This window comes from Streptomyces termitum, from assembly GCF_014650175.1.
Taxonomy (GTDB): Bacteria; Actinomycetota; Actinomycetes; order Streptomycetales; family Streptomycetaceae; genus Streptomyces; species Streptomyces termitum.
In genome coordinates this window covers 265,497-289,902 of the sequence record NZ_BMUL01000006.1, presented here as the reverse complement: position 1 = coordinate 289,902, position 24,406 = coordinate 265,497, and the positions used below count along the sequence as shown (strand labels likewise).

Genomic DNA, 24,406 nt, shown 5'->3' with positions numbered 1-24,406 from the left:
CGCACCAACCACAGCGCAGCGGCGGCACGTAACTCGAGGCGAGAGGCCTTCGACGTGGCAGCACCGCAGAACTACCTCGCAGTCATCAAGGTCATCGGTGTCGGCGGCGGTGGTGTCAATGCCATCAACCGAATGATCGAGGTCGGCCTCAAGGGCGTCGAGTTCATCGCCATCAACACCGACGCACAGGCGCTGTTGATGAGCGACGCCGACGTCAAGCTCGACGTCGGCCGTGAACTGACCCGCGGCCTGGGGGCCGGGGCCAACCCCGCCGTCGGCCGCAAGGCGGCCGAGGACCACCGCGAGGAGATCGAGGAGGTCCTCAAGGGGGCCGACATGGTCTTCGTCACCGCCGGCGAGGGCGGCGGCACCGGCACCGGCGGCGCCCCCGTCGTCGCCAACATCGCGCGCTCGCTCGGCGCCCTGACGATCGGCGTGGTCACCCGCCCGTTCACCTTCGAGGGCCGCCGCCGCGCCAACCAGGCGGAGGACGGCATCGCCGAGCTCCGCGAAGAGGTCGACACCCTCATCGTCATCCCGAACGACCGGCTGCTGTCCATCTCGGACCGCCAGGTCTCGGTGCTCGACGCCTTCAAGTCGGCCGACCAGGTCCTGCTCAGCGGCGTCCAGGGCATCACCGACCTCATCACCACCCCCGGCCTCATCAACCTCGACTTCGCCGACGTCAAGTCGGTCATGTCCGAGGCCGGCTCCGCCCTCATGGGCATCGGCTCCGCCCGCGGCGACGACCGCGCCGTGGCCGCCGCCGAGATGGCGATCTCCTCGCCACTCCTGGAGGCGTCCATCGACGGCGCCCGCGGCGTGCTCCTCTCCATCTCCGGCGGCAGCGACCTCGGCCTCTTCGAGATCAACGAGGCCGCCCAGCTGGTGAGCGAGGCCGCCCACCCCGAGGCGAACATCATCTTCGGCGCCGTCATCGACGACGCCCTCGGCGACGAGGTCCGGGTCACCGTCATCGCGGCCGGCTTCGACGGCGGCCAGCCGCCGGCCCGCCGGGACAACATCATCGGCTCGGTCACCGCCAAGCGCGAGGAGCCGGCCCCGGCCCCCCGCGCCGCCGAGACCCCCCGCCCGCTCGGCGGACTCGGCACGGTCTCCCCCCGCGAGGAGCCCGCCGCCCCGGAGCCGGCCCCGGCCGTCCACCACGAGGCGCCGCTCCCGCCCGTCCCGCCGGTGGTCCCGCCGGCCCGCCCGTACGCGGACAGCCCGGCCGAGGAACTGGACGTCCCGGACTTCCTGAAGTGATAGGGCACCACCTCACGACGAGCGGCGCGCACTTCGCCTTCACCGACCGGTGGGGCGGGGTGAGCGCCGTTCCGTACGAGGAGCTCAACCTCGGCGGCGCCGTCGGCGACGCCCCGGAGGCCGTCCGCGCCAACCGGGGCCGCGCCGCCGCCGCCCTCGGCCTCGACCCGGCCCGGGTGGTCTGGATGAACCAGGTCCACGGCGCCGGCGTCGCCGTGGTCGACGGCCCCTGGGAGGACGGCGGTCCCGTCCCCGCCGTCGACGCGCTCGTGACCACCCGGCGCGGCCTCGCCCTCGCGGTCCTCACCGCCGACTGCGTCCCCGTCCTCCTCGCCGACCCGGTCGCCGGGGTCGTCGCCGCCGCCCACGCCGGACGGCCCGGCATGGTCGCCGGGGTCGTCCCCGCCGCCGTCGCCGCGATGACCGGACTCGGCGCCGAGCCCGGCCGGATCACCGCCCGCACCGGCCCCGCCGTCTGCGGCCGCTGCTACGAGGTGCCGGAGGCGATGCGCGCCGAGGTCGCCGCCGCCGAACCCGACGCCTGGGCCGAGACCTCCTGGGGCACCCCCGCCGTCGACGTCGCCGCCGGGGTCCGCGCCCAGCTCGCGCGGCTCGGCGTGACGGACGTCGAGGACGCCGGGGTCTGCACCCTGGAGTCCGGCGACCACTACTCGTACCGCCGGGACCGCACCACGGGGCGACTCGCGGGATATGTCTGGTTGGACCGCTGATGGGGCAGGACGAAGACGTGACGGACCGTACGGCCGAACTCGCCGCGAACCTGGCACGGGTGGAGGAGCGGATCGCCGCCGCCTGCGCCGCCGCAGGCCGCCCGCGCGAGGAGGTGACCCTGATCGTGGTCACCAAGACCTACCCGGCGAGCGATGTGCGCATCCTGCACGGACTCGGTGTCCGGCACGTGGCCGAGAACCGCGACCAGGACGCCGCCCCCAAGGCCGCCGCCTGTGCCGATCTCGATCTCACCTGGCACTTCGTCGGTCAGTTGCAGACCAACAAGGTCAGATCTGTGGTGGGTTATGCCGATGTGGTGCAATCCGTCGACCGGCTGAAACTGGTCTCCTCGCTCTCCGCCGCGGCGGAGAGGGCCGGGCGCGAGCTCGGCTGCCTGATCCAGGTCGCCCTCGACGCCGAGGCCGGCGGCCGCGGCGACCGCGGCGGCGTCGCGCCGGACGGGATCGGGGAGTTGGCCGAGGCCCTCGACCGGGCCCCGGGCGTGCGGCTCGACGGTCTGATGACCGTGGCCCCGCTGGTCGGCGCGTACGCCGGACGGCAACGGGCGGCCTTCGACCGGCTGATGGATTTGTCGACTGCCCTGCGCGCGGACCGTCCGGCTGCGAACATGGTGTCAGCGGGGATGAGTGCGGACCTCGAGGACGCCGTCGCTGCCGGGGCGACACACGTACGCGTCGGTACGGCGGTACTCGGTGTCCGCCCGAAGCTCGGGTAACGTCGCCAAGCAGGTCGGACCACAGCAGAAAATATGGTCATTCCGTGAACGGCGGAGTGGCCCGTGGATCGCTGGCACTTGGTGACGAGGCCGATCCACCACAGAGCGGAGGAAGCGGAGCATGGCCGGCGCGATGCGCAAGATGGCGGTCTACCTCGGTCTCGTGGAGGACGATGGGTACGACGGCCGGGGCTTCGACCCCGACGACGACTTCGAGCCCGAGCTGGAGCCGGAGCCCGAGAGGGAGCGGCGCCACACCCCCCCGCGCCAGGTCGAGCGCGAGGAACCGGTGCGCGTGGTGGCACCCCCGGCCCCCCGGGAGCCGGTCGCCCACTCTGTCCCGGTACTCGCCGAAAGCGGTCGTCCGGCCCGAATTGCCCCCGTGGCATCCATCACACCCGAACGCCCGAGCCTGGAGAAGAACGCACCGGTGATCATGCCCAAGGTCGTGTCCGAGCGGGAGCCGTACCGCATCACCACACTGCACCCCCGGACCTACAACGAGGCCCGTACCATCGGGGAACACTTCCGTGAGGGCACTCCGGTGATCATGAACCTCACGGAGATGGACGACACCGACGCGAAGCGACTTGTCGACTTTGCCGCCGGACTGGTCTTCGGACTCCATGGCAGCATTGAGCGCGTGACGCAGAAGGTGTTCCTGTTGTCGCCTGCTAACGTCGATGTCACGGCGGAGGACAAGGCCCGTATCGCAGAGGGCGGATTCTTCAACCAGAGCTGAGAACACGAGACCGGACGGACCGGCCGCAGGGGCGGCCGGAAGCAAGTGAGAGCACGAGAGCCAGGGGAGAGGGAACCGCGGGATGGGCGTCGCACTACAGGTGGTCTACATCGCGCTGATGTGCTTCCTCGTCTTCCTGATCTTCCGGCTGGTCATGGACTACGTCTTCCAGTTCGCCCGTTCATGGCAGCCCGGCAAGGCGATGGTGGTCGTTCTGGAGGCCACCTACACGGTCACCGATCCACCGCTCAAGCTTCTGCGGCGGCTGATCCCGCCGCTGCGTCTCGGGGGCGTGGCACTCGACCTGTCCTTCTTCGTTCTGATGATCATCGTCTACATCCTGATCTCCGTCGTCAGCACTCTCGCGAGGTGACGGTGGAGGAGAGAGTGGACGATACGGTCTTGCCGACTGCCGACGACTACGTAGAGGTGAAGAAGAGATGCCGCTGACCCCCGAGGACGTGCGGAACAAGCAGTTCACGACCGTCCGCCTTCGAGAAGGCTATGACGAGGACGAGGTCGATGCCTTTCTCGACGAGGTCGAGGCCGAGCTGACCCGCCTGCTCCGCGAGAACGAGGACCTGCGCGCCAAGCTGGCCGCCGCGACGCGCGCCGCCGCGCAGAACCAGCAGCAGGCCATGCGCAAGCCGCCGGAGCCGCAGGACCGTCCCGTCGGACCCGGGGCTCCCGTGCCCGCCGCCATATCCGGACCGCCGGTCCAGCAGCAGCCGCCGCAGATGGGCCCGCCGCAGCTGCCTTCCGGTGCCCCCCAGCTTCCCGCCGGCCCCATGCAGGGCGGACCCATGGGTCCGGGCCCGATGCAGGGCGGACCGATGGGTCCCGGCCCGATGCAGGGCGGCCCCATGGGCCACCCGCAGCAGCAGATGCCGCCGCAGCCGCAGCCCCAGCAGGGCCCCGGCGGCGACAGCGCCGCGCGTGTCCTCTCGCTGGCCCAGCAGACCGCCGACCAGGCGATCGCCGAGGCCCGCTCCGAGGCCAACAAGATCGTCGGCGAGGCGCGCTCCCGCGCCGAGGGCCTGGAGCGGGACGCCCGCGCCAAGGCCGACGCGCTGGAGCGGGACGCGCAGGAGAAGCACCGCGTCGCGATGGGCTCCCTGGAGTCCGCCCGCGCCACGCTGGAGCGCAAGGTCGAGGACCTGCGCGGCTTCGAGCGCGAGTACCGCACGCGGCTGAAGTCCTACCTGGAGTCCCAGCTGCGCCAGCTGGACAGCCAGGCGGACGACTCGCTCGCCCCGCCGCGGACCCCGGCCGCCGCTTCGCTGCCGCCGGCCCCGTCCATGGCGTCGGCCGGTGCGGGTGCCCCGTCCTACGGTGCCAACGGCCCGATGGGCGGCGGTCCGTCCATGGGCGGCCCGTCCTACGGCGGCCAGCAGCAGATGGCCCCGGCGATGACGCAGCCGATGGCTCCGGTCCGCCCGCAGGCGCCGCAGCCGATGCAGGCGCCGGCGCCGATGCGCGGCTTCCTGATCGACGAGGACGACAACTGAGGCGGCGCCTGAACGTGCTCTGAGCACGTTGGCCGTCGGCAGCCGAAGGGCCGGGTACGGGAGTTTCCTCCTGTACCCGGCCCTTCGCCGTACCCGGTCCCCCGCGGAGGGAGGCGGCGGCCGCGGGGAGGGGTGTCCCTCCCCGCGGCCGCCCGGCGGTCACGCCTTGTGGAGGTGGAAGGTGAGGGAGAGCGCCTCGTCCTGGAAGGCGGGGCCGTACGCCCCGGTCGGCTCACCCTGCGCGTAGTCGGTCGCCAGGACCTCGTCCGCGATGAGGTCCGCGTGGACCGTCAGCGCCTCCGCCGTCTCCTCCGACGGGGTCGCCCAGCGGAGCGCGATGCGGTCGGCGACATCGAGGCCGCTGTTCTTGCGGGCCTCCTGGATGAGCCGGATCGCGTCGCGGGCGAGGCCGGCGCGGCGCAGTTCCGGGGTGATCTCCAGGTCGAGGGCGACGGTCGCGCCGGAGTCGGAGGCGACGGACCAGCCCTCGCGCGGGGTCTCGGTGATGATGATCTCGTCGGGGGTGACGGTGATCGTCTCGCCGTTGACCTCCAGGCTCGCCCCGCCGTCCCGCAGGGCCAGCGCCAGGGCGGCCGCGTCGGTCGCGGCGACGGCCTTGGCGACGTCCTGGACGCCCTTGCCGAACCGCTTGCCCAGGGCCCGGAAGTTGGCCTTGGCGGTGGTGTCGACGAGGCTGCCGCCCACCTCGGAGAGCGAGGCCAGGGAGGAGACGTTGAGCTCCTCGGTGATCTGGGCCCGGAGCGCCGGGGAGAGGGCCGCGAAGCCGGTGGCGGCGACGAGGGCGCGGGAGAGCGGCTGACGGGTCTTCACACCGGACTCGGCGCGGGTCGCGCGGCCGAGCTCGACCAGGCGGCGGACGAGCGCCATCTGCTCGGAGAGGGTGCCGTCGACGAGCGAGGCGTCGGCCTCGGGCCAGGTGGCGAGGTGGACGGACTCGGGGGCGTCGGGGGTGACGGGGACGACGAGGTCCTGCCAGACCCGCTCGGTGATGAAGGGGGTCAGCGGGGCCATCAGGCGGGTGACGGTCTCGACGACCTCGTGCAGGGTCCGCAGGGCCGCCTTGTCGCCCTGCCAGAAGCGGCGGCGGGAGCGGCGCACGTACCAGTTGGAGAGGTCGTCGACGAAGGCGGACAGGAGCTTGCCGGTGCGCTGGGTGTCGTACGCCTCCATCGCCTCGGTGGCCTCGGCGACGAGCGCGTTCAGCTCGGAGAGGAGCCACTGGTCGAGGACGGAGCGGTCGGCCGGGGCCGGGTCGGCGGCGGACGGCGCCCAGCCGGCGGTGCGCGCGTACAGGGCCTGGAAGGCGACCGTGTTCCAGTACGTCAGGAGGGTCTTGCGGACGACCTCCTGGATGGTGCCGTGGCCGACGCGGCGGGCGGCCCAGGGGGAGCCGCCGGCGGCCATGAACCAGCGGACGGCGTCGGCGCCGTGCTGGTCCATCAGGGGGATGGGCTGGAGGATGTTGCCGAGGTGCTTGGACATCTTCCGGCCGTCCTCGGCGAGGATGTGGCCGAGGCAGACCACGTTCTCGTACGAGGACCGGTCGAAGACCAGGGTGCCGACGGCCATCAGCGTGTAGAACCAGCCGCGGGTCTGGTCGATGGCCTCGGAGATGAACTGGGCCGGGTAGCGGGCCTCGAACAGCTCCTTGTTCCGGTACGGGTAGCCGTACTGGGCGAAGGGCATGGAGCCGGAGTCGTACCAGGCGTCGATGACCTCGGGGACGCGGACCGCTTCGAGGGAGCAGCCCTCGGCGGTGCAGCCGAAGGTGACGTCGTCGATGTACGGGCGGTGCGGGTCGAGGTCCGACTGGTCGGTGCCGGTCAGCTCGGAGAGTTCGGCGCGGGAGCCGACGCAGGTGAGGTGGCCCTCCTCGCAGCGCCAGATGGGCAGCGGGGTGCCCCAGTAGCGGTTGCGGGAGAGCGCCCAGTCGATGTTGTTGTTCAGCCAGTCGCCGAAGCGGCCGTGCTTGACCGAGTCGGGGAACCAGTTGGTCTTCTCGTTCTCTTCGAGGAGACGGTCCTTGACGGCGGTCGTGCGGATGTACCAGGACGGCTGCGCGTAGTAGAGCAGGGCCGTGTGGCAGCGCCAGCAGTGCGGGTAGCTGTGCTCGTAGGGCACGTGCCGGTAGAGCAGGCCGCGGGCGTCGAGGTCGGCGGTGAGCGCCTCGTCGGCCTTCTTGAAGAAGACGCCGCCGACGAGGGGGACGTCCTCCTCGAAGGTGCCGTCGGGGCGGACCGGGTTCACGACCGGCAGGCCGTACGCCTTGCAGACCTTGAGGTCGTCCTCGCCGAAGGCGGGGGACTGGTGGACGAGGCCGGTGCCGTCCTCGGTGGTGACGTACTCGGCGTTGACCACGTAGTGGGCCGGGGCGTCGAAGGGGATCAGCTCGAAGGGGCGCCGGTAGGTCCAGCGCTCCATCTCGGCGCCGGTGAAGGACTCGCCGGTGGTGACCCAGCCCTCGCCGAGGGCCTTGTCGAGGAGCGGCTCGGCGACGACGAGGCGCTCGTCGCCGTCGGTGGCGACGACGTAGGTGACCTCGGGGTGGGCGGCGACGGCCGTGTTGGACACCAGGGTCCACGGGGTGGTCGTCCAGACGAGGAGCGCGGCCTTGCCGGCGAGCGGGCCGGAGGTCAGCGGGAAGCGGACGAAGACGGAGGGGTCGACGACCGTCTCGTAGCCCTGGGCCAGCTCGTGGTCGGAGAGGCCGGTGCCGCAGCGGGGGCACCAGGGGGCGACGCGGTGGTCCTGGACGAGGAGGTCCTTGTCGAAGATCTGCTTCAGCGACCACCAGACCGACTCGATGTACGAGGGGTCCATGGTGCGGTAGGCGTCGTCCATGTCGACCCAGTAGCCCATGCGGGTCGTGAGCTCGGCGAAGGCGTCGGTGTGGCGGGTCACCGACTCGCGGCACTTCGCGTTGAACTCCGCGATGCCGTACTCCTCGATGTCCTTCTTGCCGGAGAAGCCGAGCTCCTTCTCGACGGCGAGCTCGACGGGGAGGCCGTGGCAGTCCCAGCCGGCCTTGCGGGCCACGTGGTAGCCGCGCATGGTGCGGAAGCGGGGGAAGACGTCCTTGAAGACGCGGGCCTCGATGTGGTGGGCGCCGGGCATGCCGTTGGCGGTCGGCGGGCCCTCGTAGAAGACCCATTCGGGGCGGCCCTCGGACTGCTCCAGGGACTTGGCGAAGACCTTGTTCTCCTGCCAGAACTGGAGCACGGCGTGCTCCAGGGCGGGCAGCTCGACCTGGGCGGGCACCGGACGGTACTGGGGCGGTGTCATGCGGCGGACTCTCCTCCGGACGGACATTTCCTGCTTCCGTCGGAGGGACGAGAGCAGTGCTCCCGCGGTACCACCCTCCTTGGCCCCGGACGGGCACGTCCGAAGCCCCCTCATTGGGGTCGCGACACCGGGTCTAGTCGCCGTGCTTCGCACTGGGTGCTTCCGCGCGGCTTTCTTCCGGCAGCTCCGGGGTGATGCTTCGCATCGGGCTCGCCCCCGGGCTCTCACCGTCCCCGGGTCGCTCATGGCTGCGTACGACGCTACTGGTCCCCATCGACGCCTCTCGCTCCCGCCAGTGTACGGGGCACGGGGGCGGGCGGCCGACCCGTTTCCGGGTGACCCGAATGGGCACACGGGGCGCCGCGGACTTCCCGGGGGCCACGTGGGGGAGCGGACCCGGCGGGGGACTGGGCGGCGGGTCCGGCGGGGGTGACGCGGCGGGGGCGGGGAGGGGGATACGGGCGGTGCGCCCCGTTGCCGTGGGGCCTGGGCCGATTTATCGTCCCAGCACGATTCGCGAGCAAGATCACAAAATGTGAAGGGGCCGCGACATGGTGGCGAAGAAGCCCGCCGCGCAGCAGTCCCCGGCCGTCGCCGGGGCCACCGGGACCGCCGGTTCCCCCGGCGATCCCGGCGATCCCGGGGCCCCGGAGGAGACGGCCGCGGGGGTACCGGCGGCCCCGGCGAAGAAGGCGGCCGCGAAGAAGACGGCCGCGAAGAAGACGGCCGCGAAGAAGACGGCTAAGAAAGCGGTCGCGAAGAAGACGGCGAAGAAGGCGGCGGCCAAGAAGACCGCCGCCAAGAAGGCCGCCGCGAAGACGACCGCCGAGAAGGCCGCCGCAGGGGAGGCCGCCGCCGGGAAGGCGGAGTCCGGGGAGGCGGCGGGCGCGGCCGGGGGCGTAAAGGGCGGGCGGGAAGGGGAGGGGGTGTCCGGGGCCGGGACGGCTCCGGACGGGAAGAAGCCAGGGGAGAAGGCCGTCGGCCCGAGGGCCGCCGCGAAGAAGCAGACGGGAGCCAGGACGGTGGCAGCGAAGAAGACCGCGGGCGGCGTCACGACCGCCGGCGACGAGGCGGCCGTGCCTCCGGCGCGGACCGGGGAGCTGGCGGTGCGGCCCGGCGAGGAGCCGTGGACGCCGGACGAGGTCGCGGAGGCGCGCAGCGAGCTCCAGGCCGAGGTGCTGCGGCTGCGCAGCGAGCTGGTCCACTCCCAGGAGGAGCTGACCGGGCTGATGCGGGACTCGGGCGACGGCGCCGGTCACGACGAGGCCGACACCGGCACCAAGAACATCACGCGCGAGCACGAGCTCGCCCTGGCGGCGAACGCGCGGGAGATGCTGGAGCAGACCGAGCACGCCCTGGAACGGCTCGACGCGGGCACCTACGGCCTCTGCGAGGTCTGCGGCAGGCCGATCGGCAAGGCGCGCATGCAGGCGTTCCCGCGCGCCACCCTGTGCGTGGAGGACAAGCAGAAGCAGGAGCGGCGGGGCTAGGTCCTGTCCGGCGGGTCCGCGAAGGGCCGCCGGACAGGGGTCCGGGCCGTCCCCTCCCGGGCCGGGGGCGGGCCGGGAGGGGCGGCTCATCGGCCTTCCGACGTGCGGGGACCGGCGGTCCGGGCTGCCGGTCTCGTACGTCTGTGCCGTACCCTCGGTGCACGGTCAGGCATCGAGGTACGAGGGACTCACGTGGCAGAGGCGGAGAGCGTCATCGGTACGCCGGATTCAGCACCGGACGAGGCGGGGTCCGAGGACTCGGCCGCTCCGGAGGAGCAGCCGAAGGGCAGGCGGCGGATCGTCGCCCTCTTCGTCGTGGCCGTCCTCGCGTACCTGATCGACCTCGGCAGCAAGATGCTCGTGGTCGAGAAGCTGGAGGGCCGCGAGCCCATCCGGGTCATCGGCGACCTGCTGCGCTTCGAGGCGATCCGCAACCCGGGCGCGGCCTTCGGCATGGGCGAGGCGTTCACGGTCGTCTTCACCGTGATCGCGGCGGCCGTGATCGTGGTGATCATCCGGCTGGCCCGCAAGCTCTACAGCCTGCCCTGGGCGATCGCGCTCGGCCTGCTGCTGGGCGGCGCGCTCGGCAACCTGACCGACCGGCTGTTCCGCTCGCCGGGCGTCTTCGAGGGCGCGGTGGTCGACTTCATCGCCCCCGCCCACTTCGCCGTCTTCAACCTCGCGGACTCCGCGATCGTCTGCGGCGGCATCCTCATCGTGATCCTGTCCTTCCGGGGCCTGGACCCGGACGGCACGATCCACAAGGACTGAGCCCGCGGCCCGCGGCGGACGCGGTGCCCTCCGCACAAGGCATACTCGACGGGTGAGTACGAGTCCCGAGATCCGCACCCTGCCCGTTCCCGATGGCCTGGAGGGCGAGCGCGTCGACGCCGCCATCGCCCGCATGTTCGGGTTCTCCCGTACGAAGGCGGCCGAGCTGGCCGCCTCCGGGAAGGTCCAGGTCGACGGCGCCGTCGTCGGCAAGTCCGAGCGGGTGAGCGGCGGCGCGTGGCTGGAGGTCGAGATGCCGGGCGCCCCCGCGCCCGTGCAGGTCGTCGCCGAGCCGGTCGAGGGCATGGAGATCGTCCACGACGACGACGACATCGTCGTGATCATGAAGCCGGTCGGGGTCGCCGCCCACCCCAGCCCCGGCTGGACCGGCACCACCGTGATCGGCGGCCTGGCCGCCGCCGGCTACCGGATCTCCACCTCCGGCGCCGCCGAGCGCCAGGGCATCGTGCACCGGCTCGACGTCGGCACCTCCGGTCTGATGGTCGTCGCCAAGTCCGAGTACGCGTACACCTCGCTCAAGCGCCAGTTCAAGGAGCGCGTGGTCGACAAGCGCTACCACGCCCTGGTGCAGGGCCATCCGGACCCGCTGAGCGGCACCATCGACGCGCCCATCGGCCGGCACCCGAACCACGACTACAAGTGGGCCGTGACCGCCGACGGCAAGCCGTCCGTCACCCACTACGACCTGATCGAGGCGTACCGGGCGGCCTCGCTGCTCGACATCAAGCTGGAGACCGGCCGCACCCACCAGATCCGGGTGCACATGTCCGCCCATCGGCACCCCTGTGTCGGCGACGTGACCTACGGCGCCGACCCCACCATGGCCAAGCGGCTCGGCCTCACCCGGCAGTGGCTGCACGCGGTGCGGCTCGGCTTCGAGCACCCCGGGGACGGGGCGTGGGTCGAGTTCTCCTCCACCTACCCGGCCGACCTCAGGACCGCCCTGGACCGGATCGAGGCGGAGAGCCGGTGACCGTCGCGTACACCGTCCGCGCGGTGGGGGGCCAGGGCGACCTGGACGCCTGCTTCGCGGTCCGCCGCGAGGTCTTCGTCGTCGAGCAGGGCGTCCCGCAGGAGATCGAGTACGACGCCTGCGACGCCACCGCCGTGCACGTCCTCGCGGTCCGCGAGGACGGCGTGCCGCTGGGCACCGGCCGGCTGCTGCTGGGCGCCGACGCGGTGGCCAGGACCGGCGGGGACGCCTCCGTCGGCTCGCTCGGCCGGCTCGCGGTCGCCGGGGCCGCGCGCGGCCTCGGGGTCGGCGCGGCGCTGGTCGGGGCGATCGAGGACGCGGCGCGCGAGCGCGGTCTGGCCGCCGTCGACCTGCACGCGCAGACCCACGCGCTCGGCTTCTACGAGCGGCTGGGGTACGCGGCGTACGGCGGCGAGTTCCCGGACGCGGGCATTCCGCACCGGGCCATGCGCAAGGCCCTGTAGCGGGTCGTCCCGTACCACACGGGACATTTACCTCCCACCAGGGGTCAATCATCGTCAAAACGGACGTGCGTGACAGGGTGGGGCCGTGGATCAATTGGCCCTCCTGTTCCTGCTGCTCCTCGGCGCCCTGCTGACCGTCCCCCTGGGGGACCGGCTCGGGCTGCCCGCACCCGTCCTGATGACCCTCCTCGGGATCGTGCTGGCCTTCCTGCCCTTCGTGCCGAACGTCGACATCCCGCCGGAGATGATCCTCCCGCTGGTGCTGCCACCGCTGCTCTACGCCTCCGCGCAGCGGACCTCCTGGCGGCAGTTCGCGGCGAACCGGCGGCCCATCTTCCTGCTCGCGGTCGCCCTGGTCTTCGTCACCACGGCCGCCGTCGGCGCGGTCGCGAACGCCCTGGTGCCCGGCATCCCGCTGGCCGCCGCGCTCGCCCTCGGCGCGCTCGTCGCCCCGCCCGACCCGGTCGCGGCGACCGCTGTGGCCGGCGCGCTCGGGCTGCCCCGGCGCCTGGTGTCGATCCTGGAGGGCGAGGGCCTCTTCAACGACGTCACCGCGATCGTGCTCTACCACGTGGCCATCGCGGCGGTGGTGAGCGGCGAGTTCTCCTGGCCCGAGGCGCTGGCCGAGCTGCTCCTGTCGGCGGTGGTGGCGGTCGCGGTCGGGCTCGCGCTGGGCTGGGCCACCAACAAGCTGATGGGCTTCCTCGGCGACGTCACCCTCCAGACCGGCCTCACCCTCCTCGTCCCCTTCGTCTCCTACGTGCTCGCGGAGGAGCTGCACGGCTCCGGCGTCCTCGCGGTCCTCGTCACCGCGCTGTTCCTCGCCGAGTACGCGGTCGACGCCGACGACGTGATGGGGCGGCTCGCCGGGCAGACCTTCTGGGAGGTCGTCGACACCCTCGTCACCGGCATCGCCTTCGGTCTCATCGGGCTGGAGCTGATCCACGTCTTCGGCGTCGCGGAGGGGCGGCTCGGCGAGATGCTCGGCTGGGGCGCCGTGGTGGTCGCCGTGGTCGTCGGGGTCCGGCTGCTGTGGCTGCTGCCCGCCACCTGGCTGGCCAAGCGGATGCACGACCGGAAGGACGTCGCGGAGGAGATCCCGACGAGCTGGCGGGAGACCGTCGTCATGTGGTGGTCGGGGATGCGCGGGGTGGCGTCGGTGGCCCTCGCCCTCGCCATCCCGCTGACGACCGACGCGGGCGAGCCGTTCCCCGGCCGCGACGAGCTGATCTTCATCGCCTTCTGCGTGATCCTGGCCACCCTGGTGGTGCAGGGGCTGACCCTGCCCCGGCTGGTGCGGCTGCTCGGGGTGAAGGCCGACGCGGACGCCGAGCGGGACTTCGAGCGGCAGCTCGCGGTCCGGGCGGCGAAGGCGGCCAAGCGGCGGCTGAAGGAGATCGAGGAGGTCGAGGAGCTGCCGGAGGAGGTGGCCGAGCGGCTCCAGCGCGGGGCCTTCGACATCGGGGCGCGGATCAGCCCGGACATGGTGGACGACGAGCGGCGGGCCGCGTTCACCGAGCGGGTCGAGCGGGTGAAGTCGCTCCAGCGGATCCAGCGGGAGATGATGTCGGCCGCCCGGCACGAGGTCCTGGCGGCGCGCAGCGAGCCGGGCTCCGACCCGGAGGTGGTGGACCGGGTGCTGCGGCAGCTCGACGTCCGCTCGATGCGCTGACCGGCGGGGACGCGGGCGCGGCCGGTGCCGGGTGGCAGGATGGCGGGCATGGACATCATGCTTTTCCACTCGGTGTACGGGCTGCGTCCGGCGGTCGGGGCGGCGGCCGAGCGGCTGCGGGCCGCCGGTCACCAGGTGTGGACGCCGGACCTCTTCGACGGCTGGACGACGGACTCGGTGGAGGAGGGCATGGCGCGCCGGGACGAGATCGGTTCGGACGAGCTGCTGCGGCGGGCGGTGCTGGCCGCCGCCCCGTACTCGGAGCGCGGGCTGGTCTACGCGGGCTTCTCCTTCGGCGCCTCGGCCGCCCAGACGCTGGCGCTGGGGGACGAGCGGGCGCGCGGCCTCGTGCTGCTCCACGGCACCTCGGACCTGGCGCCGAACGCCTCGGTGGACGAGCTGCCCGTCCAGCTGCACGTGGCCGAGCCCGACCCGTACGAGACGGACGACTGGCTGTCCGCCTGGTACCTCCAGATGCGGAGGGCCGGCGCGGACGTGGAGGTCCACCGGTACCGGGGGGCCGGGCACCTGTACACGGACCCGGAGCTGCCGGACTGGGACGCGGAGGCCGCCGGGCGGACCTGGGCGGTCGTCCTGGACTTCCTGGACGGGCTCGCCGGGGAGGAGTGAGGCGCGGCGGGAGACGGGAAAGGGGTGCGGCCCCCCGGGGGAGACCCGGGGGGCCGCACGCCGTGCGCGGACGGGGCGTCAGCCCCGGTAGGCGGTCCAGCTGTCGTTCATGCGGGTCACCTGGCCGGAGGTGAACTGGTACATGCAGGCGTCGTACGTGTAGTCCATGAAGTTGTGGATCGGGTCCACGCCGGTCTTGTTGGTGCAGGAGTCGCGGCCGGTCGGGCACTCGTAGGCCGGGCTCTTCTCGGCCGGGGTGTCGGAGACGTAGTCGCCGTTTCCGTTGCAGCCGCCCTGGAAGGTGTGGTAGAGCCCCATCCAGTGGCCGACCTCGTGGGTGGCGGTGTCGCCCTGGTTGTAGTTGGTGGCGGAGCCGCCGGGCAGCGAGGCGTCGAGGATGACGACGCCGTCCATCTTCGGGCTGGACTTGTACGAGGACGGGAAGGTGGCCCAGCCGAGCAGTCCGCCGCCGAGGTTGGCGGTGTAGACGTTCAGCGCGTTGGCGCCGCCCTTGCGCAGGGTGTTCTTCATGCTGGTCTCGGCGGAGGTGCCGTCGCTGAGGTTGTACCAGGTGGCGTTGTCCGTGTAGTCGGTGCCGGCCAGGGCGAACTGGTAGCCGGTGTTCACGTTGCCGGTGCCCTGGCCCGCGTAGGCGGCGTTCAGGACGGCCATCTGGTTGTTGATCTGGGTGGACGTCAGCTTGCCCGTCGTCCCGCTGTGGATGACGTGGAAGTAGACCGGGATGGTCACGGTCGCGGCGGCGTTCGCGGCTCCGCTCAGCCGGCCGTTGGCCTTGGCGGCGGAGAGCTTCTTGCGCAGGTCGTCGTCCATGGCCTTGGCCGTGGCGGCGGTGACCTCGTTGGGCTCGGCGGAGTGGCCGTCGGCGCCGCGCGCCTTGCGGGCCCCGGAGACGGCGGCCGGGCCGTCGGCGCACTCCTCGGCGGAGGCGCCCGCCAGGGTGGTGGAGGACTGGGCCACGACGGGGGAGGAGAGGGGTGCCAGGGCCAGGGTTCCGGCCAGAACGGCGGTGCCGAGCACACGACGTGAGGTACGCGGCGATATACGGACAAGAGCACGCACAGGTGTCTCCTCGCGGGGGGTGGTGGGAGGTCTTTCCTCGCCACGGCGGGGAGATTACGCGTTCATGTCAGACGCCGTTGAGCGGCGATCAGGCCCAATCATTCGTGGGGCGAATCGGGGCAACGGGAAGAAATTTTGGTGTGGCTTCCGGAGTTTGAGACGACGACGTAACAGAAGCCAGGCCGGAGGCGGGTGGTGTGTCCGGATTCGAACGTCCGGACCCGCCACCCGCCGTAGCCATGTGATCTTCCGTTAACAAACGGGATCATGGCTGAAAAGCATCGGTCAGATGACCGGCTGGTACACCCGCTCGACACGCTGCGTTCCGTTGAGCGTCCGGTAGGACCGGGCCCACGCCGCCGTCGCCGCCGGGTCCCGCTTGTCGGAGACCGTGTAGTAGTCCATCTGCGAGCGCTGCGCGGTCACGTCGAGGACGCCGTAGCCGTGGTGGTCCATGTCCACCCACTTCACGTGCCGGTTGGCCGCCTTCACCGCGCCCGCGGCCACCACCGAGAGGGTCCCCGGCAGCACGTTCAGCAGGTCGTCCAGGTTGTCCGAGGTCACCGAGGTCACCACGAACTCGGTCGCCACCGAGCCGGAGAGCGGGTACGTCGCCGCCTTGGCCGGCACGTCGTTGGCCCAGGCCATGTGGATGTCGCCGGTGAGGAAGACCGTGTTCCGCACCGCCCGGGAGGCCAGGTGCCCCAGCAGCTCCCGGCGGTCGTCGGTGAAGCCGTCCCACTGGTCGACGTTGACCGCGATCCCCTCGGCGGGCAGCCCCAGCAGCTCGGCGAGCGGCTCCAGCAGGTGCGCCGGGAGCGCGCCGAAGGCGACCGGCGAGATCATCACCGAGGTGCCGACCAGCTGCCAGGCCGCGTCCGAACCGGCCAGCCCCGCCTTCAGCCAGTCCAGCTGCGCCCGGCCGGTGATCGTCCGCTCCGGGTCGTCCACCGTGCCGGACCCCGTCTTCGCCGGGGCGGAGCGGAACGAGCGCAGGTCGAGCAGGTGCAGATCGGCCAGCCGGCCGAAGCGGATCCGGCGGAAGACGGTGCCCTCGGTCGAGGTGCGGACCGGCATCCACTCGAAGTAGGCCCGCTTGGCGGCGGCGACCCGGGCCGCCCAGTCGCCCTCGGCGCCCGGGGTGTGGTTCTCGGCCCCGCCCGACCAGGCGTCGTTGGCGAACTCGTGGTCGTCCCAGATCGCCACCACCGGGTGGACCGCGTGCAGCGCCTGGAGGTCCGGGTCCGTCTTGTAGCGGCCGTGCCGGGTCCGGTAGTCGGCCAGCGTCACGATCTCGTGGCGCGGCTCGTGCGGCCGGACGGTCTTCTTCGCCTCCGGGTAGACCCCGCTCGCGTACTCGTAGAGGTAGTCGCCCAGGTGCAGCACCGCGTCCAGGTCGGTCCGGGCGGCGAGGTGCCGGTACGCGGAGAAGTGCCCGGCCTCGTAGTTGGCGCAGGACACCACGCCGAAGCGGACGCCGTCCACGGCGGCGTCGGCGGCCGGCGCGGTGCGGGTGCGGCCGGTCGCCGAGACGGCGGCGCCGGCGGTGAAGCGGAAGAAGTAGGTGGCGGCCGGGCGCAGGCCCCGGACGTCGGCCTTCACCGTGTGGTCGGACGCCGCGCGCGCGGTGGCCGTGCCGGAGGCGACGACCCGCCCGAAGCCGCGGTCCTCGGCCACCTCCCAGCCGACCGCGACGTCCGCGCCGAGCCCGGAGCCGGGCACGGCCTCGGCGGACGGGGTGACGCGCGTCCACAGCAGGACGCCGTCGGGGAGCGGGTCGCCCGAGGCGACGCCGTGGAGGAAGGCGGGCGCCGGGGCGTCCGCGAGGGCCGGGGCGGCCGCGCCGAGCAGGGCGGGCGCGACGGCGGCGGTGACGGCGGCCGCCTTGACGACCGTGCGCCGCGAGGGCGCGGAGGCGTCGGCGGATATCGGGGAGGTGGGGTGACTGGTCACGGACAGTCAGATTACTGACGGGTATCCGGAAGGGAAGGCGAAATCCGGAAAGTTCGCCGGAGCTTCGCCCCCGGTTCCGCCGCTCCTGCGGCGACGGCCCCGGACGGAAGCCGTCCGGGGCCGCGCGGGTGCGGGGGAGCGCGGGGGTCAGCCGGCCAGGGCCGGGGCGAGGACCGTCTCGAACTCCTCCGCCGACAGCGGCGGGTTCTTCGAGTTCCCGACCGTCAGCGCCTTGCCGTCCATCTTCAGCGTCGGCGTCCCGGTCACCCCGCTCGCGTCGAACGCCTCGGACATCTTCATCGCCCACGCGTCGAAGGTGCCCGCCTCCACGTTCTTCCTGAAGGCGGCGTTCCCCTTCAGCGCCGGGACGGTGTCCGCGACCTCCAGCAGGTAGGAGTCCTTGGCGAACTTGTCGGTCTTCTCGTCCGGGTGCCACTTCGCGGAGTACAGCGCCTCCTTGTACTTCAGGAACGCCTCGGGGCTCACGTCCAGCGCCGCGCCCAGCGCCGACAGGGCGTTCTTCGACCCCTCGCCCTGGTCGAAGTTGTCGATGAAGGTGGCGCCCACGTACTTCACCTTGTACCTGCCGGCCGCCACGTCCTTCTCGACGGTGGGGCCGACCTGCTGCTCGAAGGTCGCGCAGACCGGGCAGCGCGAGTCCTCGTACAGCTCCAGGGTCTTCTTCGCCGAGTCCTTGCCGATGACGACGGTCGTGCCGTTCTCGCCCTCGGTGTTCTTCGGCGCGGTGACCGCGGCGTCGGCGGCGGCGTCCCACGCCGACGGCTGGTTGGACCGGACGACCGCGTAGCCGATGCCGCCGGCGACGGCGAGCACCGCCACCGCCGAGACGCCGACGACCAGCCGCCGCCGGGTCCGCTCCTTCTTGGCCTGGCGCTCGCGCTCCTCGCGCAGACGCTCACGGGCGGCTGCCTTGTTGGCCTGATTGTTGCGTGCACTCATGACGGGGTGACTCCGTAAGGGAAATCCGTGCGGACGAGGGGGAAGGCTCGGAGGCTCGCTCAGACGAGAGCGAGCGGTCCCCGAGGCGGCCCCCGCCGCCCCACCGAGTGCACCAGGAGCCGCGTGCGGGACGGCCCGGGACGCCCCTCCGGCCGCACCGGGCCCGGCGCCGCCGCACCGGCCGCGCCGGTCAGCGCCGCGAGCAGCTCCAGCGGCCGGAAGGCCGCCGCCGCCACCGCGCCGAGCATCCGCGCCAGCGCCCGCTCCCCGCCGCGCAGCCAGCAGGCCGCCGACAGCCCGACCAGCACGTGCGCGGCGAGCAGCAGCCACGGCAGCGCCGGATCGGGGGAGGCGAGCGGCGCGGCGGTCCCGCCCTCCGGCACCGCGACCCCGGGCAGCGGCGCGCCCACGGCCCCGCCGCAGAGCACTTCCACGCCGAAGGAGCGCAGCGCCCCGGCGACCGGCCCGCCGGAGGGGCCGTAACAGGCCGCCTGGCCGCTGGTGAAGAGGGTGTCCGCCGCCAGTTCCAGCGGGACGAGGAGCCCGGCGATCGGGCCGAAGCCGCGCTCGCGGCCGGCCAGGGCGTACGCCACGGCGAAGACGGCGGCGGCGACCGGCACGACCGTGCCCAGCGGCAGCGGCACTCCGGAGAGCAGGACGTGCGAAGCCACGGACAGGGTCACGACCAGCGCCGTGAAGAACCCCGCCCGCAGCGCCCTGAGCCGCGTACCCGACATGTCCATCGTCAAGCGAGTGTGCCACGTTCGCCCGTAAGGGGTCCCTAAGGAAGACCTGTGAACCCCCGCCGGGCGGCTACAGCCCCGGTATCCGGCCGTTGCGGAAGAGGTCCACGAAGATCTGGTGGTCGGCGCGCGCCCGCGCCCCGTAGGCGTGCGCGAACTCCACCAGCAGCTCCGCGAAGCCCTCCTCGTCGGCCGCGATCGCCGCGTCGATGGCCCGCTCGGTGGAGAACGGCACCAGCGAGTGGCCGCTGGAGTCGTCCGCCGCCGCGTGCATGGTCGCCGTCGCCCGGCCCAGGTCGGCGACGGTCGCCGCGATCTCCCCGGGGTCGTCGATGTCGGACCAGTCCAGGTCCACCGCGTACGGCGACACCTCGGCCACCAGCTGCCCGGCGCCGTCCAGCTCCGTCCACCCCAGCCACGGGTCGGCGTGCGCCTGGAGCGCCCGCTGCGAGATCACCGTGCGGTGCCCCTCGTGCCGGAAGTAGCCGCGCACCGCCGGATCCGTCACGTGCCGCGACACCGCCGGCGTCTGCGCCTGCTTGAGGTAGATCACGACGTCGTTCTCCAGGGCGTCGCTGTTCCCCTCCAGGAGGACGTTGTACGAGGGCAGGCCGGCCGAGCCGATGCCGATGCCGCGCCGCCCGACGACGTCCTTCACCCGGTACGAGTCCGGGCGGGCCAGGCTGGCCTCCGGCAGCGTCGCCAGGTAGCCGTCGAAGGCGGCCAGCACCTTGTTCCGGGTGGTCGCGTCCAGCTCGACCGCCCCGCCGCCCGAGGAGAAGCGGCGCTCGTACCCCCGTATCTCCGTCATCGAGTCGAGCAGCGCGAAGCGGGTCCGCGCGCGGGCCCGGCGCAGCGCGCCGAGCAGCGCCCCGTCGGCGGTCTCCAGGGTGAAGCCGGGCGCCCCGTCGCCCTCGGCGCCGCCGGCCAGGACCCGGATCCTCTCCCGGTAGGCGGCGGCGCAGCCGCGCACCAGGAGGGTGATCTGGTCGTCGCTGAGCGCCTTGGCGCGGCCGAGCAGGGCGAGGGAGGCGGCGAGCCGCTTGAGGTCCCAGGTGAAGGGGCCGACGTACGCCTCGTCGAAGTCGTTCACGTTGAAGACCAGCCGCCCGTTGGCGTCCATGTAGGTGCCGAAGTTCTCGGCGTGCAGATCGCCGTGGATCCACACCCGGCCGGTCCGCCCGTCCAGGAACGGGCCGCCGTGCGCCTCCTCCGCCAGGTCCCGGTAGAAGAGGCAGGCGGTGCCCCGGTAGAAGGCGAAGGCGGAGGCGGCCATCTTCCGGAACTTGACCCGGAAGGCGGCCGGGTCGGCCGCGAGCAGCTCGCCGAAGGCGGTGTCGAAGACGGCGAGGATCTGCTCGCCGCGCTCGGCGGCGGTGGGCTGCGGGACCGGCATCGGGGGACCTCCTGGTGGGACACTGGTCATGACAAAGGGGGACAGGCGTTCCCGGTCCGCCTCCGCCGCGACCCTAGTCCCGAGTGCCCCGCCCGTGCCGCCGGAGCGACGTAGACTTCGACGCTGTCCCCCCAGAAGTTCATGCTCGGAGGCACCTCCCGTGACCAAGCCGCCCTTCACGCACCTCCACGTCCACACCCAGTACTCCCTGCTGGACGGTGCCGCGCGGCTGAAGGACATGTTCAACGCGTGCAACGAGATGGGCATGACCCACATCGCCATGTCCGACCACGGCAACCTCCACGGGGCGTACGACTTCTTCCACACCGCCAAGAAGGCCGGTGTGACGCCGATCATCGGCATCGAGGCGTACGTCGCCCCCGAGTCCCGCCGCAACAAGCGGAAGATCCAGTGGGGCCAGCCGCACCAGAAGCGCGACGACGTCTCCGGCTCCGGCGGCTACACCCACAAGACGATCTGGGCGGCGAACGCCACCGGACTGCACAACCTCTTCAAGCTCTCCTCCGACGCCTACGCCGAGGGCTGGCTCCAGAAGTGGCCCCGGATGGACAAGGAGACCATCTCCCAGTGGTCCGAGGGGCTGATCGCCTCCACCGGCTGCCCCTCCGGCGAGCTCCAGACCCGGCTGCGCCTCGGCCAGTTCGACGAGGCCCTGAAGGCCGCCTCCGAGTACCAGGACATCTTCGGCAAGGACCGCTACTTCCTGGAGCTGATGGACCACGGCATCGACATCGAGCACCGGGTCCGCGACGGCCTCCTGGAGATCGGCAAGAAGCTCGGCATCCCGCCGCTGGTCACCAACGACTCGCACTACACCTACGCGCACGAGGCGATCGCCCACGACGCCCTGCTGTGCATCCAGACCGGCAAGAACCTCTCCGACCCGGACCGCTTCAAGTTCGACGGCACCGGCTACTACCTGAAGTCGACCGACGAGATGTACGCCGTCGACTCCTCGGACGCCTGGCAGGAGGGCTGCCGCAACACCCTCCTCGTCGCCGAGCAGATCGACACCACCGGCATGTTCGAGGCCAAGAACCTCATGCCGAAGTTCGACATCCCCGAGGGGTACACCGAGGTCACCTGGTTCCGCGCGGAGACCATGCGGGGCATGGAGCGGCGCTTCCCGGGCGGGATCCCCGAGGACCGCATGAAGCAGGTCGAGTACGAGATGGACACCATCATCTCGATGGGCTTCCCCGGCTACTTCCTCGTCGTCGCCGACTTCATCATGTGGGCCAAGAAGCAGGGCATCGCCGTGGGCCCCGGCCGCGGCTCCGCGGCCGGCTCGATCGTCGCGTACGCCATGGGCATCACCGACCTCGACCCCATCCCGCACGGCCTGATCTTCGAGCGCTTCCTCAACCCCGAGCGCATCTCCATGCCCGATGTCGACATCGACTTCGACGAGCGCCGGCGCGTCGAGGTCATCCGGTACGTGACCGAGAAGTACGGCGCCGACAAGGTCGCCATGATCGGCACCTACGGCAAGATCAAGGCCAAGAACGCCATCAAGGACTCCGCGCGCGTCCTCGGCTACCCCTACGCCATGGGCGACCGGCTCACCAAGGCCATGCCCGCCGACGTCCTCGGCAAGGGCATCGACCTCGACGGCATCACCAACCCCTCGCACCCCCGCTACAGCGAGGCCGGCGAGATCCGGGCGATGTACGAGAACGAGCCGGACGTGAAGAAGGTCATCGACACCGCCAAGGGCGTCGAGGGCCTGGTCCGCCAGATGGGCGTGCACGCCGCCGGCGTGATCATGTCCAGCGAGCCGATCGTCGACCACGCCCCGATCTGGGTGCGGCACACCGACGGCGTCACCATCACGCAGTGGGACTACCCGCAGTGCGAGTCGCTCGGCCTGCTGAAGATGGACTTCCTCGGCCTGCGCAACCTCACGATCATGGACGACGCCGTCAAGATGGTGAAGGCCAACAAGGGGATCGAGCTCGACCTCCTGGCCCTCCCGCTCGACGACCCCAAGACCTTCGAACTGCTCCAGCGCGGCGACACCCTCGGCGTCTTCCAGTTCGACGGCGGGCCCATGCGCTCCCTGCTGCGCCTGATGAAGCCCGACAACTTCGAAGACATCTCCGCCGTGTCGGCCCTCTACCGGCCGGGCCCGATGGGCATGAACTCGCACACGAACTACGCGCTGCGCAAGAACGGCCAGCAGGAGATCACCCCCATCCACAAGGAGCTGGAGGAGCCGCTCCAGGAGGTCCTGGCGGTCACCTACGGCCTCATCGTCTACCAGGAGCAGGTGCAGAAGGCCGCCCAGATCATCGCCGGCTACTCGCTGGGCGAGGCCGACATCCTCCGCCGCGTCATGGGCAAGAAGAAGCCCGACGAGCTGGCGAAGAACTTCACCATCTTCCAGGCCGGCGCGCAGAAGAACGGCTACAGCGACGAGGCCATCCAGGCCCTCTGGGACGTGCTGGTCCCCTTCGCCGGCTACGCCTTCAACAAGGCCCACTCCGCCGCGTACGGCCTGGTCTCCTACTGGACCGCCTACCTCAAGGCGAACTACCCCGCCGAGTACATGGCGGGCCTGCTCACCTCGGTCAAGGACGACAAGGACAAGTCCGCCGTCTACCTGAACGAGTGCCGCCGCATGGGCATCAAGGTCCTGCCGCCGGACGTCAACGAGTCGGTGCACAACTTCGCCGCCCAGGGCGACGACGTGATCCTCTTCGGCCTGGAGGCGGTCCGCAACGTCGGCACCAACGTGGTCGAGTCGATCATCAGGAGCCGCAAGGCCAAGGGGAAGTACGCCTCCTTCCCCGACTACCTCGACAAGGTCGAGGCGGTCGCCTGCAACAAGCGCACCACCGAGTCGCTCATCAAGGCGGGCGCCTTCGACTCCCTCGGCCACACCCGCAAGGGCCTCACCGCCCACTTCGACACCATGATCGACAACGTGGTCGCGGTGAAGCGCAAGGAGGCCGAGGGACAGTTCGACCTCTTCGGCGGCATGGGCGACGACGACGGCGGCGAACCCGGCTTCGGGCTCGACGTGGAGTTCACCACCGACGAGTGGGAGAAGACCTACCTCCTCGCGCAGGAGCGCGAGATGCTCGGCCTGTACGTCTCCGACCACCCCCTCTTCGGCCTGGAGCACGTCCTCTCCGACAAGACCGACGCCGGCATCTCCCAGCTCACCGGCGGCGAGCACGCCGACGGCGCGGTCGTCACCATCGGCGGCATCATCTCCGGCCTCCAGCGCAAGATGACCAAGCAGGGCAACGCCTGGGCCATCGCCACCGTCGAGGACCTCGCCGGCTCCATCGAGTGCATGTTCTTCCCGGCCACCTACCAGCTGGTCTCCACCCAGCTCGTCGAGGACGCCGTCGTCTTCGTCAAGGGCCGGCTCGACAAGCGCGAGGACGTCCCCCGCCTGGTCGCCATGGAGCTCCAGGTCCCCGACCTCTCCAACGCCGGGGCCAACGCCCCCGTCATCCTCACCATCCCGGCCCTCAAGGTCACCCCGCCGATGGTGAGCCGGCTGGGCGAGATCCTCCGCCACCACAAGGGCAACACCGAGGTGCGGATCAAGCTCCAGGGCCCCCGCTCCACCACCGTGCTCCGGCTCGACCGGCACCGGGTGACGGCCGACCCCGCCCTCTTCGGCGACCTGAAGGTCCTGCTCGGCCCGGCCTGCCTGGCCGGATAGCCGCCGCCGGACCCCGCGCACGCGCAAGGGGCGCGCCCGTCGTCACGGGCGCGCCCCTTTGCCGTGGGCCGGGCGTCAGTTGTGGCCGAAGCGCTTCTGACGGCCCTTGCGCGCCATGTCTCCCGGAGTCACCTGGGACGCGCGGCTCTCGGCCTGCGACTCCATCGCCGACTGCTGCGCCTGCTGCGTGCCGCGCTCGGCCGGCGACTGCTGCTTCTGACGGTTCTGGTTGCGGTTCTTGGCCATGGGGATGATGCCTCCTCGAA

Annotated in this window: 20 protein-coding genes; 13 read left to right on the top strand and 7 right to left on the bottom strand. The window is 71.8% G+C overall.

Going from position 1 to position 24,406, the window contains the following annotated elements; translation table 11 throughout:
- The first annotated feature begins 54 nt into the window (after window positions 1–54).
- The 6 genes from ftsZ (at window position 55) to IE219_RS14195 (ending at window position 4,984) form a co-directional block, all read left to right on the top strand.
- Window positions 55–1,266: a cell division protein FtsZ gene (gene ftsZ, locus IE219_RS14220; protein ID WP_189977089.1), complete on the top strand. Its 1,212-nt coding sequence runs from the start codon at window positions 55–57 to the stop codon at window positions 1,264–1,266.
- Window positions 1,263–1,997, top strand: coding sequence for a peptidoglycan editing factor PgeF (gene pgeF / locus IE219_RS14215; RefSeq protein ID WP_189977087.1), 735 nt, complete (start codon window positions 1,263–1,265; stop codon window positions 1,995–1,997). Before ftsZ ends, pgeF begins: the two co-directional genes overlap by 4 nt.
- A 17-nt stretch (window positions 1,998–2,014) precedes the next feature.
- Window positions 2,015–2,734 (top strand): YggS family pyridoxal phosphate-dependent enzyme, encoded by a 720-nt coding sequence (locus IE219_RS14210; RefSeq protein ID WP_189977321.1) that lies wholly within the window; start codon window positions 2,015–2,017, stop codon window positions 2,732–2,734.
- A 121-nt stretch (window positions 2,735–2,855) separates the two neighbouring features.
- Entirely contained in the window at window positions 2,856–3,476 is a 621-nt protein-coding gene (locus tag IE219_RS14205; protein ID WP_189977085.1) for a cell division protein SepF, read from the top strand.
- An 82-nt stretch (window positions 3,477–3,558) separates the two neighbouring features.
- Entirely contained in the window at window positions 3,559–3,849 is a 291-nt protein-coding gene (locus IE219_RS14200) for a YggT family protein (protein ID WP_189977083.1), read from the top strand.
- A gap of 67 nt (window positions 3,850–3,916) precedes the next feature.
- Window positions 3,917–4,984: a DivIVA domain-containing protein gene (locus IE219_RS14195; protein WP_189977081.1), complete on the top strand. Its 1,068-nt coding sequence runs from the start codon at window positions 3,917–3,919 to the stop codon at window positions 4,982–4,984.
- Window positions 4,985–5,143: 159 nt separating this feature from the next.
- Here IE219_RS14195 and ileS read toward each other — a convergent pair whose 3' ends face one another.
- Window positions 5,144–8,287 (bottom strand): isoleucine--tRNA ligase, encoded by a 3,144-nt coding sequence (gene ileS / locus IE219_RS14190; RefSeq protein ID WP_189977079.1) that lies wholly within the window; start codon window positions 8,285–8,287, stop codon window positions 5,144–5,146.
- Between the two features lie 551 nt (window positions 8,288–8,838).
- Between ileS and IE219_RS14185 the strand changes: the two genes are divergently transcribed.
- From IE219_RS14185 to IE219_RS14160, 6 genes are all read left to right on the top strand, one after another.
- Window positions 8,839–9,777, top strand: a complete 939-nt coding sequence (locus IE219_RS14185) for a TraR/DksA family transcriptional regulator (protein WP_189977077.1) — start codon at window positions 8,839–8,841, stop codon at window positions 9,775–9,777.
- A gap of 192 nt (window positions 9,778–9,969) precedes the next feature.
- The gene (gene lspA, locus IE219_RS14180; RefSeq protein ID WP_189977075.1) at window positions 9,970–10,548 is read left to right on the top strand and encodes a signal peptidase II; all 579 of its coding nucleotides are present in this window, start codon (window positions 9,970–9,972) and stop codon (window positions 10,546–10,548) included.
- A gap of 52 nt (window positions 10,549–10,600) precedes the next feature.
- On the top strand, window positions 10,601–11,542 hold the full coding sequence (locus IE219_RS14175; RefSeq protein ID WP_189977073.1) for an RluA family pseudouridine synthase: 942 nt from the start codon (window positions 10,601–10,603) through the stop codon (window positions 11,540–11,542).
- Entirely contained in the window at window positions 11,539–12,006 is a 468-nt protein-coding gene (locus IE219_RS14170; RefSeq protein ID WP_189977071.1) for a GNAT family N-acetyltransferase, read from the top strand. The genes IE219_RS14175 and IE219_RS14170 overlap by 4 nt, the downstream gene beginning before the upstream one ends.
- A gap of 85 nt (window positions 12,007–12,091) precedes the next feature.
- A complete protein-coding gene (locus IE219_RS14165; RefSeq protein WP_189977069.1) occupies window positions 12,092–13,678 on the top strand; it encodes a Na+/H+ antiporter in 1,587 nt (528 codons plus the stop codon).
- Between the two features lie 48 nt (window positions 13,679–13,726).
- Window positions 13,727–14,308 carry a dienelactone hydrolase family protein gene (locus IE219_RS14160; protein ID WP_189977067.1) on the top strand — a complete coding sequence of 194 codons (582 nt, stop codon included), beginning with the start codon at window positions 13,727–13,729 and terminating at the stop codon, window positions 14,306–14,308.
- 78 nt (window positions 14,309–14,386) lie between these two features.
- Here the strand turns inward: IE219_RS14160 and IE219_RS14155 are convergent, their stop codons facing one another.
- From IE219_RS14155 to IE219_RS14135, 5 genes are all read right to left on the bottom strand, one after another.
- Entirely contained in the window at window positions 14,387–15,346 is a 960-nt protein-coding gene (locus IE219_RS14155; RefSeq protein ID WP_189977065.1) for a zinc metalloprotease, read from the bottom strand.
- Between the two features lie 327 nt (window positions 15,347–15,673).
- On the bottom strand, window positions 15,674–17,341 hold the full coding sequence (locus IE219_RS14150; protein WP_229849754.1) for an alkaline phosphatase D family protein: 1,668 nt from the start codon (window positions 17,339–17,341) through the stop codon (window positions 15,674–15,676).
- A 147-nt stretch (window positions 17,342–17,488) separates the two neighbouring features.
- Window positions 17,489–18,301 carry a DsbA family protein gene (locus tag IE219_RS14145; protein WP_189977063.1) on the bottom strand — a complete coding sequence of 271 codons (813 nt, stop codon included), beginning with the start codon at window positions 18,299–18,301 and terminating at the stop codon, window positions 17,489–17,491.
- 59 nt (window positions 18,302–18,360) lie between these two features.
- A complete protein-coding gene (locus tag IE219_RS14140) occupies window positions 18,361–19,044 on the bottom strand; it encodes a hypothetical protein (RefSeq protein ID WP_189977061.1) in 684 nt (227 codons plus the stop codon).
- 70 nt (window positions 19,045–19,114) lie between these two features.
- Window positions 19,115–20,440 carry a DUF2252 domain-containing protein gene (locus tag IE219_RS14135; protein WP_189977060.1) on the bottom strand — a complete coding sequence of 442 codons (1,326 nt, stop codon included), beginning with the start codon at window positions 20,438–20,440 and terminating at the stop codon, window positions 19,115–19,117.
- A gap of 160 nt (window positions 20,441–20,600) precedes the next feature.
- Here IE219_RS14135 and dnaE point away from each other — a divergent pair, with 160 nt between their 5' ends.
- The gene (gene dnaE / locus IE219_RS14130) at window positions 20,601–24,140 is read left to right on the top strand and encodes a DNA polymerase III subunit alpha (protein ID WP_189977058.1); all 3,540 of its coding nucleotides are present in this window, start codon (window positions 20,601–20,603) and stop codon (window positions 24,138–24,140) included.
- Between the two features lie 75 nt (window positions 24,141–24,215).
- On the opposite strand, the gene IE219_RS14125 is transcribed toward dnaE, so the two are convergent.
- Entirely contained in the window at window positions 24,216–24,386 is a 171-nt protein-coding gene (locus IE219_RS14125; RefSeq protein ID WP_189977056.1) for a hypothetical protein, read from the bottom strand.
- Between the last annotated feature and the right edge of the window lie 20 nt (window positions 24,387–24,406).

Excerpts from the sequence above, each read along its gene's own strand:
- IE219_RS14195 (WP_189977081.1), top strand. The coding sequence starts at position 3,917 with ATGCCGCTGACCCCCGAGGACGTGCGGAACAAGCAGTTCACGACCGTC.
- IE219_RS14145 (WP_189977063.1), bottom strand. The coding sequence starts at position 18,301 with ATGAGTGCACGCAACAATCAGGCCAACAAGGCAGCCGCCCGTGAGCGT.
- IE219_RS14200 (WP_189977083.1), top strand. The coding sequence starts at position 3,559 with ATGGGCGTCGCACTACAGGTGGTCTACATCGCGCTGATGTGCTTCCTC.
- IE219_RS14135 (WP_189977060.1), bottom strand. The coding sequence starts at position 20,440 with ATGCCGGTCCCGCAGCCCACCGCCGCCGAGCGCGGCGAGCAGATCCTC.
- IE219_RS14205 (WP_189977085.1), top strand. The coding sequence starts at position 2,856 with ATGGCCGGCGCGATGCGCAAGATGGCGGTCTACCTCGGTCTCGTGGAG.
- IE219_RS14125 (WP_189977056.1), bottom strand. The coding sequence starts at position 24,386 with ATGGCCAAGAACCGCAACCAGAACCGTCAGAAGCAGCAGTCGCCGGCC.
- IE219_RS14160 (WP_189977067.1), top strand. The coding sequence starts at position 13,727 with ATGGACATCATGCTTTTCCACTCGGTGTACGGGCTGCGTCCGGCGGTC.
- IE219_RS14140 (WP_189977061.1), bottom strand. The coding sequence starts at position 19,044 with ATGGACATGTCGGGTACGCGGCTCAGGGCGCTGCGGGCGGGGTTCTTC.
- ileS (WP_189977079.1), bottom strand. The coding sequence starts at position 8,287 with ATGACACCGCCCCAGTACCGTCCGGTGCCCGCCCAGGTCGAGCTGCCC.
- IE219_RS14185 (WP_189977077.1), top strand. The coding sequence starts at position 8,839 with ATGGTGGCGAAGAAGCCCGCCGCGCAGCAGTCCCCGGCCGTCGCCGGG.